The sequence below is a fragment of the Burkholderia sp. 10_S31 genome (genome assembly GCF_056930375.1).
On record NZ_JBXOWK010000002.1, the window covers coordinates 503,070 to 521,399 of the forward strand.

19 protein-coding genes and 1 pseudogene are annotated in these 18,330 nt (G+C 68.2%); 6 read left to right on the forward strand and 14 right to left on the reverse strand.

The genetic code is table 11. The annotated features are described in order from the left end of the window. Position 1 precedes the first annotated feature (1 nt). The 5 genes from AC1Z3W_RS16895 to AC1Z3W_RS16915 form a co-directional block, all read right to left on the reverse strand. A complete protein-coding gene (locus AC1Z3W_RS16895) occupies positions 2 to 841 on the reverse strand; it encodes an amino acid ABC transporter ATP-binding protein (RefSeq protein WP_483508046.1) in 840 nt (279 codons plus the stop codon). Continuing rightward, positions 828 to 1,613 carry an amino acid ABC transporter permease gene (locus AC1Z3W_RS16900; protein WP_483508047.1) on the reverse strand — a complete coding sequence of 262 codons (786 nt, stop codon included), beginning with the start codon at positions 1,611 to 1,613 and terminating at the stop codon, positions 828 to 830. Before AC1Z3W_RS16900 ends, AC1Z3W_RS16895 begins: the two co-directional genes overlap by 14 nt. Then, positions 1,603 to 2,337, reverse strand: a complete 735-nt coding sequence (locus tag AC1Z3W_RS16905; protein WP_483508048.1) for an amino acid ABC transporter permease — start codon at positions 2,335 to 2,337, stop codon at positions 1,603 to 1,605. The genes AC1Z3W_RS16900 and AC1Z3W_RS16905 overlap by 11 nt, the downstream gene beginning before the upstream one ends. Beyond that, positions 2,334 to 3,191, reverse strand: a complete 858-nt coding sequence (locus AC1Z3W_RS16910) for a transporter substrate-binding domain-containing protein (protein ID WP_483508049.1) — start codon at positions 3,189 to 3,191, stop codon at positions 2,334 to 2,336. The genes AC1Z3W_RS16905 and AC1Z3W_RS16910 overlap by 4 nt, the downstream gene beginning before the upstream one ends. A gap of 92 nt (positions 3,192 to 3,283) precedes the next feature. Then, the gene (locus AC1Z3W_RS16915; RefSeq protein ID WP_483508050.1) at positions 3,284 to 3,637 is read right to left on the reverse strand and encodes a hypothetical protein; all 354 of its coding nucleotides are present in this window, start codon (positions 3,635 to 3,637) and stop codon (positions 3,284 to 3,286) included. A gap of 107 nt (positions 3,638 to 3,744) precedes the next feature. On the opposite strand from AC1Z3W_RS16915, the gene AC1Z3W_RS16920 reads away from it, so the two are divergent. Next, positions 3,745 to 4,962, forward strand: a complete 1,218-nt coding sequence (locus tag AC1Z3W_RS16920) for an acyl-CoA dehydrogenase family protein (RefSeq protein WP_483508051.1) — start codon at positions 3,745 to 3,747, stop codon at positions 4,960 to 4,962. A gap of 39 nt (positions 4,963 to 5,001) precedes the next feature. Beyond that, positions 5,002 to 6,381, forward strand: a complete 1,380-nt coding sequence (locus AC1Z3W_RS16925) for an LLM class flavin-dependent oxidoreductase (protein WP_483508052.1) — start codon at positions 5,002 to 5,004, stop codon at positions 6,379 to 6,381. 2 nt (positions 6,382 to 6,383) lie between these two features. Here the strand turns inward: AC1Z3W_RS16925 and AC1Z3W_RS16930 are convergent, their stop codons facing one another. The 9 genes from AC1Z3W_RS16930 to AC1Z3W_RS16970 all read right to left on the reverse strand — a co-directional run bounded on the left by AC1Z3W_RS16930 (position 6,384) and on the right by AC1Z3W_RS16970 (position 14,983). Beyond that, positions 6,384 to 7,583 (reverse strand): LLM class flavin-dependent oxidoreductase, encoded by a 1,200-nt coding sequence (locus tag AC1Z3W_RS16930; protein WP_483508053.1) that lies wholly within the window; start codon positions 7,581 to 7,583, stop codon positions 6,384 to 6,386. 109 nt (positions 7,584 to 7,692) lie between these two features. Beyond that, positions 7,693 to 8,250 (reverse strand): c-type cytochrome, encoded by a 558-nt coding sequence (locus tag AC1Z3W_RS16935; RefSeq protein WP_483508054.1) that lies wholly within the window; start codon positions 8,248 to 8,250, stop codon positions 7,693 to 7,695. Next, on the reverse strand, positions 8,243 to 9,502 hold the full coding sequence (soxC, locus tag AC1Z3W_RS16940) for a sulfite dehydrogenase (RefSeq protein ID WP_483508055.1): 1,260 nt from the start codon (positions 9,500 to 9,502) through the stop codon (positions 8,243 to 8,245). The genes AC1Z3W_RS16935 and soxC overlap by 8 nt, the downstream gene beginning before the upstream one ends. 126 nt (positions 9,503 to 9,628) lie before the next feature. Beyond that, positions 9,629 to 10,813 (reverse strand): porin, encoded by a 1,185-nt coding sequence (locus AC1Z3W_RS16945; RefSeq protein ID WP_124833486.1) that lies wholly within the window; start codon positions 10,811 to 10,813, stop codon positions 9,629 to 9,631. Between the two features lie 316 nt (positions 10,814 to 11,129). Further along, positions 11,130 to 11,963, reverse strand: a complete 834-nt coding sequence (gene aroE / locus AC1Z3W_RS16950; protein WP_483508056.1) for a shikimate dehydrogenase — start codon at positions 11,961 to 11,963, stop codon at positions 11,130 to 11,132. Then, positions 11,960 to 13,183, reverse strand: a complete 1,224-nt coding sequence (locus tag AC1Z3W_RS16955; protein ID WP_057926980.1) for a CaiB/BaiF CoA transferase family protein — start codon at positions 13,181 to 13,183, stop codon at positions 11,960 to 11,962. The genes aroE and AC1Z3W_RS16955 overlap by 4 nt, the downstream gene beginning before the upstream one ends. Beyond that, on the reverse strand, positions 13,183 to 13,641 hold the full coding sequence (locus tag AC1Z3W_RS16960) for a MaoC family dehydratase (RefSeq protein WP_057926979.1): 459 nt from the start codon (positions 13,639 to 13,641) through the stop codon (positions 13,183 to 13,185). The genes AC1Z3W_RS16955 and AC1Z3W_RS16960 overlap by 1 nt, the downstream gene beginning before the upstream one ends. Positions 13,642 to 13,643: 2 nt before the next feature. Further along, positions 13,644 to 14,036, reverse strand: coding sequence for a VOC family protein (locus AC1Z3W_RS16965; RefSeq protein WP_483508057.1), 393 nt, complete (start codon positions 14,034 to 14,036; stop codon positions 13,644 to 13,646). Then, on the reverse strand, positions 14,033 to 14,983 hold the full coding sequence (locus AC1Z3W_RS16970; protein ID WP_483508058.1) for a ketopantoate reductase family protein: 951 nt from the start codon (positions 14,981 to 14,983) through the stop codon (positions 14,033 to 14,035). The genes AC1Z3W_RS16965 and AC1Z3W_RS16970 overlap by 4 nt, the downstream gene beginning before the upstream one ends. A 120-nt stretch (positions 14,984 to 15,103) precedes the next feature. Between AC1Z3W_RS16970 and AC1Z3W_RS16975 the strand changes: the two are divergent. From AC1Z3W_RS16975 to AC1Z3W_RS16990, 4 genes and pseudogenes are all read left to right on the forward strand, one after another. Further along, a pseudogene (locus tag AC1Z3W_RS16975) lies at positions 15,104 to 15,819 on the forward strand (LysR family transcriptional regulator). A gap of 71 nt (positions 15,820 to 15,890) precedes the next feature. Next, complete coding sequence (locus tag AC1Z3W_RS16980) at positions 15,891 to 16,328, forward strand: CBS domain-containing protein (protein WP_124833587.1); 438 nt, start codon at positions 15,891 to 15,893, stop codon at positions 16,326 to 16,328. A 274-nt stretch (positions 16,329 to 16,602) separates the two neighbouring features. After that, complete coding sequence (locus AC1Z3W_RS16985) at positions 16,603 to 17,967, forward strand: nicotinate phosphoribosyltransferase (protein ID WP_057927087.1); 1,365 nt, start codon at positions 16,603 to 16,605, stop codon at positions 17,965 to 17,967. Positions 17,968 to 18,138: 171 nt separating this feature from the next. Then, positions 18,139 to 18,315: a hypothetical protein gene (locus AC1Z3W_RS16990; RefSeq protein ID WP_244104841.1), complete on the forward strand. Its 177-nt coding sequence runs from the start codon at positions 18,139 to 18,141 to the stop codon at positions 18,313 to 18,315. The last annotated feature ends 15 nt before the right edge of the window (positions 18,316 to 18,330 follow it).

An 18,330-nucleotide genomic window follows, 5' to 3' on the forward strand; every position in this document is an offset into this window, starting at 1 on the left:
GTCAGACCGCGAAGCGCGTCAGGTCGAGTGCGACCGGTGCGCTGTCGCGGCTCGCGGGCGCATTGTCGGCCGGGCCGAGCGCATGCGCGAGGAATGCGCGCGTGCGCGGGCTTTGCGGCGCGCGGAACAGTTGCGCGGCCGGCCCGTGCTCGACGATCACACCCGCCTCGGTGAAGTAGACGACATCGCTGATCTCCTCGGCGAACCGCATCTCGTGCGTGACGAGCACGCAGGTCATGCCGTCGCGCACGAGATCGCGAATGACCGACAGCACGTCGCCGACGGTTTCCGGATCGAGTGCGGACGTCACCTCGTCGAACAGGATCAGGCCGGGCTGCATCGCGAGCGCGCGCGCGATCGCGACGCGCTGCTGCTGGCCGCCCGACAGCTCGCCGGGGTATGCGTGCGCTTTGTCGGCGAGGCGAACGCGTTCGAGCAGCGTGTGCGCGGTGCGCACCGCTTCGGCGCGGTCGCGGCCGAGAATCCTGACCGGTGCGACGACGAGATTGTCGAGCACGCTCAGGTGCGGAAACAGGTTGTATTGCTGGAACACGAAGCCGACGCGCTTGCGCAGCGCGATTTCGTCACGCTCCGATGCGAGCCGGTCGACGCGCGTGCCGTCAACGTCGATCAGGCCGCGCTGCGGCCGCAACAGCCCCGTGATGCAACGCAGGATCGTCGATTTGCCGGAGCCGGACGGACCGATGATGGACACGGCCTGGCCACGGTGCACGTCGAGATCGATGCCGCGCAGCACGGGCGTCGTGCCGTAGGACAGATGCACGTCGCGCAGGCGGACGAGCGGCTCGTCCGCGCCGCGCGGAGTTTCAGTGGAATGCATGACGTCTTTCGAGAAGGCGGGTGAAACGGGCGATTGGGTAGCAGTACGCGAAAAACAGGCCGAGTACCGTGAAATAGACGACGACGGTGAAGTCGGCGCGCGCGACGGTGTTGCTCGCGACCTGCGCGGTGTCGAGCAGGTCGTGCACGCCGACAAGCGACGCGAGCGCGGTGGCCATCGTGATGCTCGCGTACAAGTTCATCCACGGCGGCAGCATGCGGCGCAGGCATTGAGGCAGAATGATCCAGCGGAACACCTGCACGCGGCTGAACGCGAGCGAGCGTGCGGCGTCCCACTGCGCATGCGGAATCGACTGAATCGCGCCGCGGAAGATTTCCGCGAAGTTCGCGCTCGCGGGCAGCGCGAGACCGAGCGTCACCTTGAACCAGTCCGGAAACGGCAGCGACACGTGGCCGAGCCGGATTTCGAACGGGAATACGTAGGTCGAAAAATAGATCAGCACGAGAAGCGGCGCGTTGCGGAACAACTGCATGTACGTGCGCGCCGCGACTCGTGCGATGCCGAGCCGCGCCAGTGTCAGCGGACCGAACGCGAGGCCGGCGAGCGTGCCGATCGCGATCGCGATCGCGCTGATGCCGATGTTGACCAGCATCGCCTTGCCGAGCGCTGGCAGCCACGTGGCGAGCGCGACGAGGGTCGGGTGACGACGACCCGCAACGGCCAGTGCGACGACGGCCAGCGCGGCCAGTGTTGCCGCGACAGCGCGCCATCGCACCAGGCGCGCGGGCTGCGCGTGCATGTCAATGGCCATAGCCGGGTATCCTCAGGCGGTGTTCCAGCCAACGTCCCGCGACGTTGACCGTGAACGTGAGCGCGCCGAAGAAGAGCAGGATCAGGATCATCAACTCGAGCACAGTGTCGCGCTGCGTCCAGATCATGATCGACGCATAGGTGACGTCGCCGACGGCGATCGCCGAGGCGACCGTCGTCATTTTCACGAGGTCGACCAGGTTGTTGACGAGCGCGGGCAGCGCGAAGCGCACCGCGAGCGGCAACTGCACGTGCCAGAGCCGCTGGCGGCGGCTGTAGCCGAGCGACTGCGCTGCTTCGAGCGTTGCGCGCGGCACCGCTTCGAGGCCGGCGCGCAGCGCTTCCGCATGGAACGCGCCCTTGTGCAGCGAGATCACGATGACGCTCCAGATGAACGGCGTCAGCGGATTGCCGCCCAAATCGCGCAGTGCGGCGCTGATCAGCATGTTGACGACGAGGAATGCGCAGAACAATTGCACGAGCGTCGGTGTGTTGCGGGTGAGCTCGACGAATGCGCGCGCAGGTCGCGCGAGCGCTGCGCTCGGCGACACCAGCAACGCGGCGAGCACGACGCCGCAGGCGAGGCTGCCGAGCGCGGTCGCGACCGACAATTCGAGCGTCACGCCCATCCCGTGCACGAACGAGGCGCGCTCGTCCGCGGCGAGCACGAAGCCGTAGTCGAGGCCGAGCTTGCGGAGCGCGTCGACGGCGTCGGCCGCCGTCATGTGCGCTGCGCCTTGAGCTTCGCGTGCAGGTCGAGCACGGCTTGCGACGGCGTCATTCCGTTCTTGCGCTCGACGTCGAGCAGCCAGCCGCTGCGATGCCAGTCCTGGACGATCCGGTCGAGCGCGGCCTGCGTATCGGTCTCGCCCTTGCGAACCCAGATCACCGCCGGCGACGGAATCAGGTCGGCGGGCAGCGGTGTCGCATAGTCCTTCCAGTCCGGGTTGCGCTCGACCAGCATGCGCAGCGTCGGCGCGACGTGCACGGCGGCCACGCAGTTGTTGCCGCGCAGCGCGAGCAGCGATTCGGGCTGGCCGCGGAACGCCTTCACCTGCGCGCCGTATTCCGTCGCGAGCGGTTTCGTATAGTTGCTGCCTTGCGACACGCAAACGGGCTTGCCGCGCAGGTCGGCCCAGGACTTGATGCCGCTATCCTTGCGCGTGATCAACGCACCGCCGATGGATTCGAACGGCGTCGGCGCATACGACAGTATCTCCGCGCGCTCCTTCGTCAGTTCCATGTTGGCGATCAGCGCGTCGACCTTGCCCTGCTGCAGGAATTGCACGCGGTTCGATGGCTGCACCGGTGTCAGCTCGGCGTCGACACCGAGCCGTTTCGCGACGTCGTTCGCCAGATCGACGTTGAAGCCGACCGGTTTTTGCGTCGCGGGATCGAGCGAGCCGAACGGCGGGCCCGACAGGATCACGCCGATCGTGATCTTGTGACGTTGATGGATGCGATCGAGCGTGCTGTCCGCGCGAGCGACACCGGACAAGGCGGAAAGGAGGGCGGCGAGGAACAGCGCGTGGCCTGACGTAGTGCGAAACGATCTGCTGAACATGGGAAAGAGGGACATTGTGTGAGCGAAGCGGGGCGGCGCATCGCGCGCCCGGTTGTCGGAGCCCTGTATTTTCGGGATGTGGAACGCATCCAGGAACCAAGAAATTCTCATACCGTTATCTGGTCCTCGGATTTACGCAGAGGAACACGACGCTCGCGCAGCCGGAATCGCGATGTGGCGGAGGAATCTGCCGTCACGATGCACGCTGGTGCCGCACCTGTTCCATCGTTAAACCGGTGCGTGCCCGCGTCGGCGCGGCGCAATGAGAAAGGCGGGTCGCCGCGCAGGCTTTCGATCGCGTCGCCTGGATGCCCGTAGTGGACGTTCAGCAGCCGCACCATCTGCTCGGGATCAGTCATGATGCGCCGCCGGCGCATCCAGCACTGCCACGCACCGAGCCGGGCGAGCACGCGTGCATATTCCCGGCGCACGCATAACCAAAGCTGAAATCGGTTTTTCACGCGCGCCGGATGCGTCCCTATACTTTTCGGTGCCGCCTGCGGGCTGCGGCGACGGCTCACGCAATCGTGCGGCGGCCCGTCGTTTTTCCTGGAAGAGGGATTGCCGAATGAACGCCCGTCATGGCGCCGAACCGCGCGACGCGCTGCGTGCCGCGCTCGCTGCACTGCCTGAACTCGCGACGGAGATCGGGCGCGACGCCGCGCAACGCGAGGCGCGGCGCGAATTGCCGTTCGAAGGCTTCGCGCTGTTTCGCCGCTCGTCGCTCGGCGTGCTGCGGATTCCGGTCGAACGCGGCGGCCTCGGCGGCACACTGGTCGATCTGTTCGATACGATCGCGACGCTGGCCGCCGGCGACTCGAACCTCGCGCATGCGCTGCGCATTCACTACGACCTGACCGAGACGCTGCGGCTGTCGCCGCGCACGCCATTCAACGACGTGCAGCTCGAGCGCGCGCTGGCCGGCGCGATCTTCGGCGGCGCGTCGACCGAGCGCGGCACGTCGCGGCCGGGCGAGAACACGACCGTGCTGCGCCGCGACGGTGAGCACCATCGCGTGACGGGGCGCAAATACTATTCGACGGGCACCGCGTTCGCCGATTTCGCGCGCATCAACGTGGAGAACGAGCAGGGCGACCCGCTCGCCGTGATCATCCCGGTCGCCCGCGACGGCGTACAGGTGCTCGACGACTGGGACGGCATGGGTCAGCGCATGACCGCGAGCGGCAGCCTGCTGCTGCACGACGTGAAGGTGTTCGCGGACGAAGTCGCGGCGCGTGACGGCTCGACGCTTGTCGGCCGCCACTGCGGTGCGCTGCGGCAGCTGCATCTCGTCGCGACGGGCGCGGGCATCGTGCGCAACGTGGTGGCCGACGCGCGCCGCTACGTGCTCGCGCACGGCCGGCCGGTGCTGCACAGCCCGGCGCCGACCGCACGCGACGATCACTTCATCCAGCAGATCGTCGGCGAACTGTCTGCGCACAGTCACGCGATCGATGCGCTCGTGCGCGACAACGCGGCGGCGCTAGACCGCTCGGCGGATGCGATCGAGGCCGGCGACGCGGATGCGCACGAACGCGTGCTCGACAGCGCGCTGGCGACCGCGCGCACGCAGCTGATCGTCGGCAAGCTCGCGCTTTACGCGGCCGAGCGGCTGTTCGAAGTGGGTGGCGCATCGGCGACCGCGCGCGTGCACAACCTCGACCGGCACTGGCGCAACCTGCGCACGATCTTCAACCACAACCCGCTGCTGCACAAGGCGCGGGTGATCGGCGACTACGACCTGAACGGCGTGACCACGCACCTGACCGAAGGACGCGTGTTCTGATTCCGCTGCATCCGCAGCCCACTTTCCGGAACCCTCACGATGACGACCCGCACCGGCCATCTGCACCTCGGCGCGTTCCTGTATCCGACCGGCCATCACATCGCCGCGTGGCGCCATCCCGGTTCGCAGGCGGACGCCGGCGTCGATTTTGGTCACTACGTGCGGCTCGCGCAGGCGGCCGAGGCCGCGAAGTTCGATCTCGTGTTCCTCGCGGACGGCGTCGGCACGCGCGGCGACGACGTCGAATTCCTGAGCCGCACCGCGCACAGCTACGTCGCGCAGTTCGAGCCGCTGACGCTGCTGTCGGCGCTCGCGGCCGTCACCGAACGCATCGGCCTCGTCGGCACCGCGTCGACGAGCTTCAACGAGCCGTTCCACATCGCGCGCAAGTTCGCGTCGCTCGACCACATCAGCGACGGCCGCGCCGGGTGGAACCTTGTCACGTCGTCGAGCGCGCACGAAGCGCGCAACTTCAACCGCGATGCGCATTTCGATCATGGCGAACGCTATGCGCGCGCGGAGGAATTTGCCGACGTCGTGCGCGGACTCTGGGACAGCTGGGACGACGACGCGTTCGTGCGCGACCGCGCAAGCGGCCGCTTCTTCGACCCGGACAAGCGTCATGTGCTCGATCATCGTGGCCGCTTCTTCCAGGTGCATGGGCCGCTGAACGTCCCGCGTGCGCCGCAGGGGCATCCGGTCGTCGTGCAGGCCGGCTCGTCGACGGCCGGCACGCGGCTGGCCGCCCGCACGGCCGAGGTGATCTTCACCGCGCAGCAGACGCTCGACGACGCGATCGCGTTCTACGCAGACGTGAAGGGGCAGCTCGCCACCTTCGGCCGCGAGCCCGACACGCTGAAGATCATGCCGGGCGTCTTCCCGGTGGTCGGCCGCACCGAAAGCGAAGCGAAGGAGAAATTCGACGCGCTGCAGGCGCTGATCGACCCGAAGGTCGGGCTCGCGCTCGTGTCGGGCCTGACCGGCGGCGTCGACCTGTCCGCGTATCCGCTCGACGGCCCGATCCCGCCGCTGCCGGAAACCAATGCGAGCAAGAGCCGGCAGACGCTGACGCTCGAGCTCGCGCGCCGCGAGAACCTGACGATCCGCGAACTGTACCTGCGTATTGCCGGTGCGCGCGGTCACTGGCAGCTCGTCGGCACACCGGAGCAGATCGTCGATGCGCTCGAGGAACGGTTCGTCCATTACGGCGCGGACGGCTACAACGTGATGGCGCCGACCTTGCCCGGCGGCCTCGACGATTTCATCGCGCTCGTGCTGCCCGAACTGCGTCGCCGCGGGCTGTTTCGCAGCGACTACGCCGGTCGGACGCTGCGCGATCATCTCGGGCTGCGGCGACCCGCGCGGCGTACGTTCGCTGCGCCCGCTGCGTCGGCGACGCCAGCGGCCTCGGCCGCCTGAACTCAGCGCCGCAGGCCGGCGTCGCGCAGCAGCGGCAGCACGCGTGCGCCGAAGAAGTCGAGATCGGGCTTGAAGTCATAGAAGCTCAACTGGATGCCGTCGATGCCGGCCCGGTGCAGCCGCACGATCGTGTCGGCGACTTCCTCGGGCGAGCCCGTGATCGAGATGTTGCCGCCGATCGCGCGCGCGGCCGCCTGCGATCGCTGCGCGAAGCCGCCCCGCCACGCGTGGGCGTCGCTGTCGAAACGGTGGAAGCTGCCTTCGTCCGCATGTGCGACGATCGCGTCGCGGTACGCGCGCGCTTCGGCCGCCGTCTCGCGGCAGATCACGAGCGGATTGAGCAGCGTGCGGATCGTCCTGCCGTGCGCGGCGGCGGCCGCCTTCACGCGCGCCGTATGCGCGGGGAGCGCGTCCAGCGCGAGATCGACATCCGGGCCGGCCGGGCTCGTGACGAACACGATGTCCGAATAGCGGGCCGCGAACGCGATGCCCGCGTCGGAGCCCGTCGCATTGACCAGCAGCGGGCGGCCGTAGCGCGGCTTTGGCGTGACGAACGCGCCGGAGAGCCGCCAGCTCGACAGCGCGGGCGCGTAGCTGAAGTTGTCCGGTTGGGCCCACAACTGACTGACCGCGTCGACGAATTCGGCGGCCATCTCGTAGCGCCGGTCGTGCTCGATCCGGTTCCAGCCGAACATCTCGTGTTCGATCGCGCGATGGCCGGTCACGACGTTGATGCCCCAGCGGCCGCGCGAGATGTGATCGAGCGTCGCCGTGAACTTCGCGAAATGCAGCGGATGCCACGGCCCGTAGAGCACGTGGCTCGTCGCGACGAGGACGATCCGTTCGGTGCGCGCGGTGAGCGCCGCCAGCGTCATGAACGAGTCGAGCGCCTGGCCGTCGAACACGCCGCCGTAGCCGCCTTTCGGCAGCCACTGCGACAGCGCGAACACGAGATCGAAGCCGAGCGCCTCGGCCCGCGCGACCAGGTCGGCGTTGTAGTCGAACGTCCAGTCGGTCGAGCGCGGCAGCGTCGATGCGCTCCAGCCGCCCGCCTGGATCGGCAGGAACAGCCCGAGCATCAGCGGCTGCGCGAGCACGCGCGACGCGGGGCTGTCGGGGAAATCGGCCGGGGAACCGACGTCGACGAACGGCGACGGCGTGAGCGGGGTGACGGCTTGGGCCGCAGCGGATGTGTCGGTCAAGGTTGGCTCCCTACGCGGCGCGCTCGCGCCGAACGAAAAAATCCGGCACACCAGGCCGGCAGTCGCGGCAGGTCGATCCCCGTCCTGCCGGCCATCGAATCGCGTCGCGTCACAGTCGTCCCGGCCGCGGGTCGGGCACGAAGCCGTCGCGGTTCGGCATCTTGATGCGCGGCAGCGAGCGCGCATCGAGCGTCGTGTCGTCCGGCACGATGCCGTTCAGGTGCAGCACGAACGCGGTGACCGCATAGACGTCGTCCGCGCTCAGCGATTGCGGTACGTTGTACGGCATCGCGCGACGGATGTAGTCGAACAGCGTCGTCGTATACGGCCAGTAGCTGCCGACCGTCTTTTTCGGTGTCGCGCCGGCAAGCGAACCCAAGCCGCCGACGAGCGGATCGCCGACGCCGCCCTGACCGTTGGCGCCGTGACACATCGCGCACTTGTCGGCGAAGACGTGCGCGCCGCGCGCGACCGTGCCCGCACCGGGCGGCAGGCCGCTGCCGTCGGGCGCGACGTCGATGTCCCAGGCGGCGATCGCCGCGCGGTCGACCGGCTGGCCGAGACCGAAGCCCGCGCCGAACGCGGGCAGCGCGAGCAACGCAAGCGTGCCGATCGTGCTCGACGCAACCGCGAGCGACGCGAGCAGACGCACGATCGTGCTACGCATTGCGCACCTCGCCGTCCGCGCCGACGCGCCAGTTCTGGATGCCGTTGTAGTGGTATTGCGAATTGACGCCGCGCGCGGCGACGAGCGCGTCGCGGGTCGGCTGTACGTAGCCCGTCTCGTCGGTCGCGCGGCTTTGCAGGTCGGCGGGCTCACCGTGCCAGACCCAGTCGGCTTCGAAGCGCGTCAGCGCGCGATCGCGCACGTCGCCCGCGAGCCGTGCGGCGCGCCAGGTGCGCCCGCCGTCGGTCGAGACGTCGACCGCGCGAACCCGGCCGCGCCCCGACCACGCATAGCCGCTGATCGGGTAGTAGCCGTGCGATGCGAGCCGGTGGCCGGCCGACGGGCGCGTGATCACCGATTTCGCATCCATCTCGAACACGAACTGGCGGGCGCAGCCGTTCGGCAGCAGGTTCGTGTATTTCGACGTTTCCTCGCGCGTCATCTCCGGCGCGCGCACCAGCTTCAGCCGCCGCAGCCACTTGATGTTGGTGTTGCCTTCGAAGCCCGGCACGATCAGCCGCACCGGATAGCCGTTCTCGGGACGTAGCCGCTCGCCGTTCTGCGCATAGACGACGAGCGCGCGCTCGAGAATCCGGTCGAGCGGCAGGCTGCGCGTCATCGCCGCGCCGTCCGCGCCTTCCGCGAGCAGCCATTGCGCGGCCGGATCGATGCCCGTTTCGTCGAGCAGCGTCGACAGCCGCACGCCCGTCCATTCGCAGCACGACAGCAGCCCGTGCGTGAACTGGACGGGCAGGCCGCTCGGGCCGGTCCATTCGCTGCCGGTATTGCCCGAGCATTCGAGGAAGTGGATCCGCGATTCGGACGGAAAGCGCAGCAGGTCGTCGAGCGTGAAGCTGCGCGGCTCGCGCACGAGGCCGTGCACGACGACGCGGTGGCGTTGCGCATCGATATCGGGCACGCCCGCATGATGGCGCTCGTAGACGAGGCCGTTCGGCGTGATGTCGCCGAACAGGTCGGCCAGCGGCGTCATCGACGAGCCGGCTCCGGGCAGCGCCGGCGTGCGTGCGCTGCGACGGATGACCTCGCGTTCGTGCGCGCCCGGCACGCCATACGGCGGCGACAGCAGCGGTGCGCCCGGCGTGCGCGTCCACGGCGGCACGTCCAGCGGCGCAAGGGGCTGGCCCGCGAGCGCGCCGCCGGCAGGCAGCATCGCGGCGGCCCAGCCGCCGGCGAGCTGGCGCAGCACCGCGCGTCGGCCGGTGTGGCGTGAGCGGGAAAGGGAGTCGGTCATGATCGAAGCCGTGCCGCGCGCGGGCACGGCAGCATCCGGAAAAACGGACATTCTCGGCAACCGGGCGCGATGCGGCAAACAACGATTCCCGCTTTGGTTATCGCGCCGCGCCCGCTGCGCGAACACTCAGAACTTCACGCGCAGCCCGCTGACGAACGCGACCTGTCGATTCGTCGACGACGCGCTGCCGATGTTCGAGATCGCCGCGATCTTGCGATAGCCGCCCGACGTCGCCGTACTCGCATCGCCGGCCGCGAGCTGGTAGATGCCGGACAGGTAAATGTCCGTGCGCTTCGACAACGCATAGTCGAACCCGAGCGTGAACTGGTGCCAGCGCGGCTTCAGCGTCTGGCCACCGGTGCCCGGCAAGCCGCTCGCGCGTCCGTCGGTGAACGTGTAGACGCCGATCAGCGTGGCCGCCGGCGTGATCTGGTAGCGCCCGTTCACGTCGTAGTTGTTGAACTTGCGCGACGAGCCGTCGACGTAGTCGAGCTGCGTATGACTCCACGCGAAGCCGAGCGTCGCGCGGCCGAGCGCGTAGTTCGCGCCCGCGACGCCGATCTGCTGCTTGCGCACGCCGCCGTTCAGCCCATAGAAGAATGCACCGCTGTAGTCGTTGCCGGTCGTCGTGGTCGCGCCGCCCACTGCACCGCTCGTGTTAGACGTCGCGTTCGGGTGGTTGAGCCGCACGTAGCCTGCACCCGCCGACAGCGGGCCGTTCACGTAATTCGCCGACACGCCCCACGCATTGTTGTTCGAGAAGCCGGTGCCCGCGCCGCCGTTCGCCTGGTTGCTGAACGCGTACAGCACGTCGGCCGTGAAGCCGGCGATCGTCGCGCTGCGGAACTTCACTGCGTTGTTGATCCGGAAGCTCTGGTTCATGTTGTCGTTGTCGCCGACATGGGTCGCCGGCGACCAGAAGCCGGACCCCGAGTACTGCGCGACGAGATCGGTGATCGGCTCGTACTGGCGGCCGAACGTCAGCGTGCCGATGTCGGCCTTGCTCAGGCCCACGTACGCGGAGCGGCCGAACAGGCGGCCGCCCTGGCCGAGGCCGCCGTCGCTCGGCCGGAACCCGCTTTCGAGCGTGAACACGGCCTGCAGGCCGCCGCCGAGATCCTCGGCGCCTTTCAGGCCCCAGCGGCTGCCGCTCAGCTTGCCGCTCGTCTGCTGGATGTTGCTGGCGCCGCCCTGGTTGTTCGTATAGGCGAAGCCGGCGTCGACGACGCCGTACAGCGTGACGGAACTCTGCGCATGCGCGCCGATGGAACCGATCGAAACCAAACCCAGGACTACCGATTTCTTGATCATGAATATCCTCTGTTTATTGTGGGGACGTCTGCGAGGATCACGATGCTATTGAGTCCGGGCCGCGCGATGAACGGCCGATCCGTGGTTTGCAAATCGATGCGTCACCGAATTGCAATGCGGGCTGCCGCACGGCTGGCGTGCGCGACGTCATCACGTCCGCGTCGCCTGCTGGCGCGAACGGATCGCGCGGTTGGCGAACGTCGGCGCGCGACGACCGGCGATCGCGGTCATATCGATCGATGGAATGGTTCGATGGATGCGCGCCGGGGCACGGGCGTGATGACGTTTTTATGCAACGGGGGTTTGCGCAGCGCATTCAGTCGAGCGGGACCGTGAGTCGTTCGATCACGGTGGCTGTCTCCGGGCGCACGCCGCGCCACCACGCGAACGCTTCCGCGGCCTGCTCGACCAGCATGCCGACGCCGTCCGCGACGCTGCGCACGCCGGCATTGCGTGCAAGCCGGAGAAAGGGCGTCAGCCGCTTGCCGTAGGCAAGCTCGTACGCCGCCCCTGCCGGGCAAAACACGCTCGGCGGAACCGGAGGCAGATCGCCGGCGAGGCTCGCCGACGTGGCGTTGACCACCAGGTCGAAACGTCCCATCGCGACAAGATCGGCATAGCCGCACGCCACCAGCGCCCCGCGTCCGGCGACGTCCCCGGACAGTGCGCGCGCCTTGTCGACGTCGCGATTCGCGATCACCATCTCGGCCGGCCCGGCCGCGAGGAAGGGCAGCAGCGCGCCGCGAGCCGCGCCCCCGGCGCCGAGCATCAGCACGCGTTTGCCGGCCATCGGCAGGCCGAGATTGATCTCGATGTCGCGTACCAGCCCGATCCCGTCGAAGTTGTCGGCCAGGATGCGCCCGCCCTCGAACTTGAGCGCATTGGCTGCGCCGGCGAGCGATGCGCGCTCGCTGCGTTCGTCCGACATCGCGAAAGCGTCGAGCTTGAACGGGGCGGTGACGTTGATGCCCTTGCCGCCGCTCGCGGCGAATGCCCGCACCGCGCCGGCGAACGCGCCTTGCGGCTCGACCGGCCCCTCGATGGCCGAGTAGTGCATGTCCTGGCGCGACGCTTGCGCGAAGATGCCGTGGATCAGCGGAGATTTCGTGTGTCCGATCGGATTGCCGATCACCGCGTACTGGTCAGTCATCGTTGGCTCGCTGTTGAATAGAGAACACCATCGGCCTGCATTGCATCGATTTCGGCCGGATCGAACCCGAGCGAACGCGCGACTTCGGCGTTGTGCTGCCCGAGATCGGGCGCGACGTCGCGAATCGTCGTATCGCAATCCGAGAACCGGAACGGCAGGTTCGGCAGGCGCAGCGTGCCGTAGCGCGGGTGCTGCTGCTCGACCACCATCCCTCGAGCCTGGATCTGCGGATCCGCCAGTACCTCGTCGATGCGTTGTACCTTCGCGCAGGGAATGTCGATGCGATCGAGCAGTGCGAGTACCGACGCGACGGAACGGGCGGCCACCCACGGCTCGACGACGGACAGGATCTCCACGCGGTGCGCGTTGCGCCCGACGCTGTCGTGAAATCGCGTGTCGGCGCCGAAGCCCGCCGGTCCGCCGTGCGCTTCGACCAACGCGGCGAAGCGCTTCCATGCGTCGTCGACCTGCGCGGCGATCACGAGGTCGCCGTCTGCCGCGCGGAATACGCCGTAGAGCGTCGAAGTCGGCATGTCGTGCCCGGTCTGCTCGGGCAGCACGCCTTGCAGCGTATAGCACTGGACCGCGTATTCGTGCATGGAGACCAGCGTGTCGTACAGCGCCATGTCGATGTGCTGTCCGCGGCCGCTCTTCACGCGTCCCAGCAGCGCGGCGTTGATGGCCGCGACCGCGTGAATGCCGGTGTACATGTCGCCAAGCGAGATGCGCAGCAGCGGCGGACGCTCGCCCGGCGTGCCGACCATCTGCATGATGCCGCTCCTGGCCTCGGCAATCAGCCCGAAGCCCGCGCGATGCGCGTCGGGGCCGGTGTGCCCGTATGCCGAAATCGAGCAATAGACGAGTGCCGGATTGCGTGCCGACAACTCGGCATAGCCGAGCCCCAGCTTGTCCAGCGCGCCCGGCCGGTAGTTCTCGATGAACACGTCCGCGGAGTCGCACAGCCGCTGCATGAATGCCTTGCCGCGCGCGTCCTTCATGTTCACGCTGATGCCGCGCTTGCCCATGTTGAGCTGCAGGAAATAGCCGCTTTGCTGGTCGTCGAGTACCGTCGCGTGCTGGCGGCCGGCGTCGCCGGTGCCGGGGCGCTCGACCTTGATCACTTCGGCGCCGAGCGCGGCGAGGCAGCGCCCGACATAGGGGCCGGCCAGGAAATGGCTGTAGTCGACGACGCGAATACCTTCGAGAGGGCGGGCCTGCATCAGAACGCTCCCGGCCGGCGCGGCACCATCAGCCGATGTTCGCCGCGCTGAACGACCTGGCCGTCCTGATTGATCAGCTCCGACGGCAGCACGACGATGCCCCAGCCCGGGCGGCTCTTGCTCGCCCGCATCGCGCCGACGCGGAACGTCACGTGCAGCACGTCGTTCACCTTGATCGGCAGCAGGAAGTCCCAGGTCCAGCCGAGCGACATGCCCGGCACGAAGCGGTAGTCGCTCTGCGTCTTGAGGCCGTCGGCGATCGACAGCCCGAACAGGCCGTGCGCGACGAGGCAGCCGAAATGGCTCGCGTTCGCGTATGCCTCGTCGACGTGCACCGGCGTATGGTCGCCGGTGAGGTCGGCGTACGCGAGGATGCGCGCTTGAGTCACCGTATAGCTCGGACTCGTGCATGCGTCGCCCTCGCGGGCATCGTCCCAGTATTTTTCGACGATCGTCATGGTCATGCCTCCGTCCGCGGATCGATTGCCAGTGCCTGCGCGACACACGAGGCGGGGGTTGCCTGAATGAGTTCGACGGCCAGGCCGTCGGGCAAACGCAGCCAGTTCCGCCCCTGCGGCATTTCGGTCACGCCGTACGCTTGCGCCGCGGCCAGCGCGGCTTCCAGGTCTTCGCACATGACGCCCAGATGACCGAGCCGGCCCTCGGGGCCGTCCCAGGCCGGGGCATGGATGAACTGCAGGCCGCCGAGCGTCCAGTACTGCCGCGGCGCGTCGACGGTGCCGTCCACCTCGCGCATCGTCATGCCGAGCACGTCCTCGAAGAACCGGATGTGCCAATGGATGTCCTTCACCCAGATGGCGACGTGCTCCAGATAGGCTTTCGTGGCGCTCATGCGGCAGCCTCCTGCGCCTGGCGATCGGCCATCGCGCGCTCGATCCCCTTGATGCACGCGACCAGCGTCGCGTTGACCGGCGTGGGCACGCCGTACCGCTGTCCCCAGCGCACGACCGATCCGTTGATGAAGTCGATCTCGGTCATCGCGCCTCTCTCCAGGCTCTGCAGCATCGACGTCTTGAACGCGGCCGACAGGCCTTCGGCGGCCAGTGTCCACGCCTGCTCGGGGTCCGTCATCGACAGCGTGACGCCGGCCGCTTGGGCGGTCTCGATCGCCTCGGCGACGGCCGCGAGCGACGTCGCCTTCTGCAGCGGCTCGTCGTACAGCTGCCCGTAGGTCAGGCCCGTGATGCCGGTGAGCGCGCCCGTGGCGACGTTGACCAGCAGCTTGTCCCACATCGTGCCGACGATGTTGTCGCTGACTGTCGTCGCGAGACCCGCGGCGTTGAACGCGTCGGCGATCGCCTGTACGCGGGCCGTGATGCGGCCGTCGAGCTCGCCGATGCAGGTGCGCTTGCCGGCCACACCGGATTCGATGTGCCCATCGCCGCGCCGCACGCCGCCGACGTAGGTCTTGCCGGCGAGCACGCGCTCGCGGCCTACGACGTCGGCGAGGATGTCCTCGTGCCCGAGGCCGTTCTGCAGCGACAGCACGAGCGTATCGGGCCCGATCAGCCCTTGCGCGCCGCGCATTGCCGCGTCGGTACTGAACGACTTGACCAGCACGATCACCAGGTCCGCGACGCCGACGTCGGCCGCCTGCGTCGTTGCGCGGACGCGCACGCGCCGGGATCCGCTCGGATCGTCGACCTGCAGGCCGTCGCGGCACATCGCGCCGACGTGCGACGGCGAGCGGCCGATCAGCCAGGTCTCGTGGCCGCCTTCGGTCAGGGCGGCGCCAATCGCGCAGCCCAGCGCGCCGGCGCCCAGCATTGCAATCTTCATGGGGGTGTCTCCAATGTCATGCAGGGTTGACGTATCGCTGCACGATAGAAGTCGCCCGTCATGCTGGCAATGCAATGACTACAATGACGTCATTGCAATGGACAATAATGCGACGACTCCATGATTCCGGCCGATCTTCCCGACCTGAAGCTGCTCCAGCTTTTCGATCTGCTGTACGACGCGCGCAGCGTCACCCGCGTGGCCGAGCAACTCGGGCAAAGTCAGCCGACGGTCAGCATCTGGCTCGGACGCTTGCGCGAACTCCTTCACGATCCGCTGTTCATTCGAACGCCCGGCGGCATGGCGCCGACGCCTCAGGCCGACGCGCTCATCGGCCCGTGCCGGGAAATCCTCGAATCGCTGCGGCGCTTCGCGGCCTGGGAAATCGCGTTCGACCCGGCGACTGCGCAGCGCCGGTTTCGCATCTGCATGACCGATGCGAGCCATATCACGCTGTTGCCGCGGCTTCTGGCGCACGTTCGCGCGCAGGCGCCGGGTGTCCGGCTCGAGGCGGCGAGGATCGACGGCAACACGGAACGGGCGCGCAGCTTCTCGACCAGGCGCTGATGCGCGAACGCATCGAGCGTCAGGTCGTGCTGGCGCTGCCGGGCTTCCTGGGTCTGGGCGCAATCATCCAGAGCACGGACCTGATCACGACGCTGCCTCGCCATATCGGCGAGACGCTCGCTCAGGCCAGCGATCTGACGGTTCATGCCTGTCCGATCGAGGTCGAGGGGTTTGCGGTTCGACAGCACTGGCACTCGCGATATCACCATGAAGCAGGCAATCGCTGGCTGCGCGGCGTGGTGGTTCAGTTGTTCGCGAACGCGCGGTGAGCGTGGCGGCTGCACTGCGCCACGTCCGGTTTGCCAGGCACGCGCGCTGGAAAACGATATCGAATGCCGCGATGCTCTGCACCCGCGATGTCGCCATGTGTTCCACGCGGGCAACCGTCGTCGAGGCGGCCGAAATGATGCGCGACGCGCACACCGGCGATCTGGTCGTCGTACGTGAACAGGACGGACGACGCGCGCCGATCGGCGTGGTGACCGATCGAGACATCGTGCTCACAGTGGTCGGTGCCGACGCGGAGGCCGGTTCGCTGTTCGTCGGCGACATCATGTCGACGCCCGTCTCGATCGGGAACGTCGACGACGACATCTGGCTGCTCGCGAAGCGGATGCGCCAGCACGGTGTCCGACGACTGCCGGTCGTCGATGGCGACGGTGACCTGGTCGGAGTCGTCTCGCTCGACGATCTACTTCGCGCGGCCGCGGCGCTGCTCGACGAGTTGCGCCTCGTGGCGGCCCGCCAGACGTATTTCGAGGAGAAGCAGTGTGGCTGATCCGGTGCGGTCCGGCTTGCGCCGCACGACATGGCGGCGGGCGCGACACCGGCGCGGTGCGCCGCCCGTGCACGGCTTCCACCTGCTCGCGCGTGGCACTACTGCAACGATCCGCGCGGATACTATCCGTATGTCGCGTCGTGCAATGGCGTCTGAACCGTGGTTCCGTCGACCCCGGGCCCGGCGCCGCAATGATTGAAGCGACGCTTGTCCGCACCGAAGCGGCCGGGCACCGGCAGCACGATCGCGCGCAGGCGGCGCAGGAGGGCACATGATGAACGGATCCTGGCCGGATGCGGACGTCGACGACGTACTGCTGACGGATTTGTATGAGCTGACGATGATGCAGGCCGCGTTCGACGCCGGAATGAACGAAGCGGCCAGCTTCGAGTTCTTCGTACGGGCGCTGCCGGAACAGCGCGCATTCCTGATGGCGGCGGGACTGGCACCCGTGCTCGACTATCTGGAGAGCCTGCGCTTCACGGCCGCCGCGCTCGAACGACTGGCCGCAACCGGGCGCTTTCGCGCGGATTTCCTCGCGTCGCTCGCCGGTTTCCGCTTCACGGGCACCGTCGACGCGATGCCGGAAGGCACGGTGTTCTTCGCAGACGAACCGATACTGCGGATCACGGCGCCGCTTCGCGAGGCGCAGTTCGTCGAGAGTCGCGTGATGAACCTGCTCCATTACGCAACGCTGGTCGCAAGCAAGGCCGCGCGGGCCACGCTCGTCGCGCATGGCAGGTTGCTGGTCGACTTCGGGCTGCGGCGCGCCCATGGTGCGCAGGCGGCGATGCTGTCCGCGCGTGCCAGCTACCTGGCGGGATTTTCCGGCACGGCGACCCTGCTCGCCGGCTTGCGTTACGGTATTCCGGTGTACGGCACGATGGCGCATTCCTACGTCCAGGCACACGACGACGAAGCGCTCGCGTTCGAGCATTTCGCGCGATCGCAGCCGGATAACGCGATGCTGCTGATCGATACCTACGATACGGAGCGCGCGGCGCACAAGGTCGTCGAGCTTGCGCGGCGGCTCGCGCCCGACAACGTGCGCATCAAGGGCGTCCGGATCGACAGCGGCGATCTGGCGGCGCATGCATGCAACGTTCGCGCGATTCTCGATCGCGGCGGCCTGACCGACGCGACGATCTTCGCGAGCGGCAATCTCGACGAAATGCGGCTGCAGGAACTCGTCCGCCAGCACGCCCCGATCGACGGCTTCGGAATCGGCACGCAGATGAGCACATCGGCGGACGCACCGTGCTTCGACTGCGCGTACAAGCTCGTCGAGTATGCAGGCCGGGCACGCTGCAAGCGCTCCGAGGGCAAGGCGACGCTGCCGGGCCGCAAGCAGGTGTTCCGGCAATACGACGCGGATGGGCGCATCACCGCCGACTGCGTCGGTCTCGAAGGCGAGCGCATCGACGGAACGCCTTTGTTGCGGCCCGTGATGGTCGCAGGAACGCGGTTTGCGGCCCCCACGCTCGGCGAGAGCCGCACTCACGCATTGCGAGAACTGTCCACGCTGCCCGATCCCATGCGTGCGCTGGCGCCCGTCATGCCGCTGCAGCCGCTGATTTCCCCGGCGCTGGCGGCACTCGCCGCGCAGTGGGGCGGGCACGCGGGGCAGCAGGCGGCATGAGCGATGCCCGTACCCCGGACGGCCGCGCGATCACGCCGAGCGGCGAGGCCGCCGCGCGGCGCCTGTCACGCTCGCCGAAAGCGCGACACGAGGCGAACGCCAACAGGCTGAAAGGGAGACGTTCCATGACATGGCTGCCCCGACTCATGCGGCCATCGGGCGTCGCGCATCATGACGCGCTTTGACGTGTTCAACGGCGATGCCGATGGCATCTGCGCGCTCCAGATGGCCGGCCCGCTGACGGTGGCGCATTCCCCGGCCATCTCGCTGTCGCCGGCGGGGCTGCTCGGCGGCGTCGTCGAAGTCGGCAAGCTGCAGCAGATCGAGGAGCAGCGTTTTCGCGCGTGACGGTGCGGCGGCGCC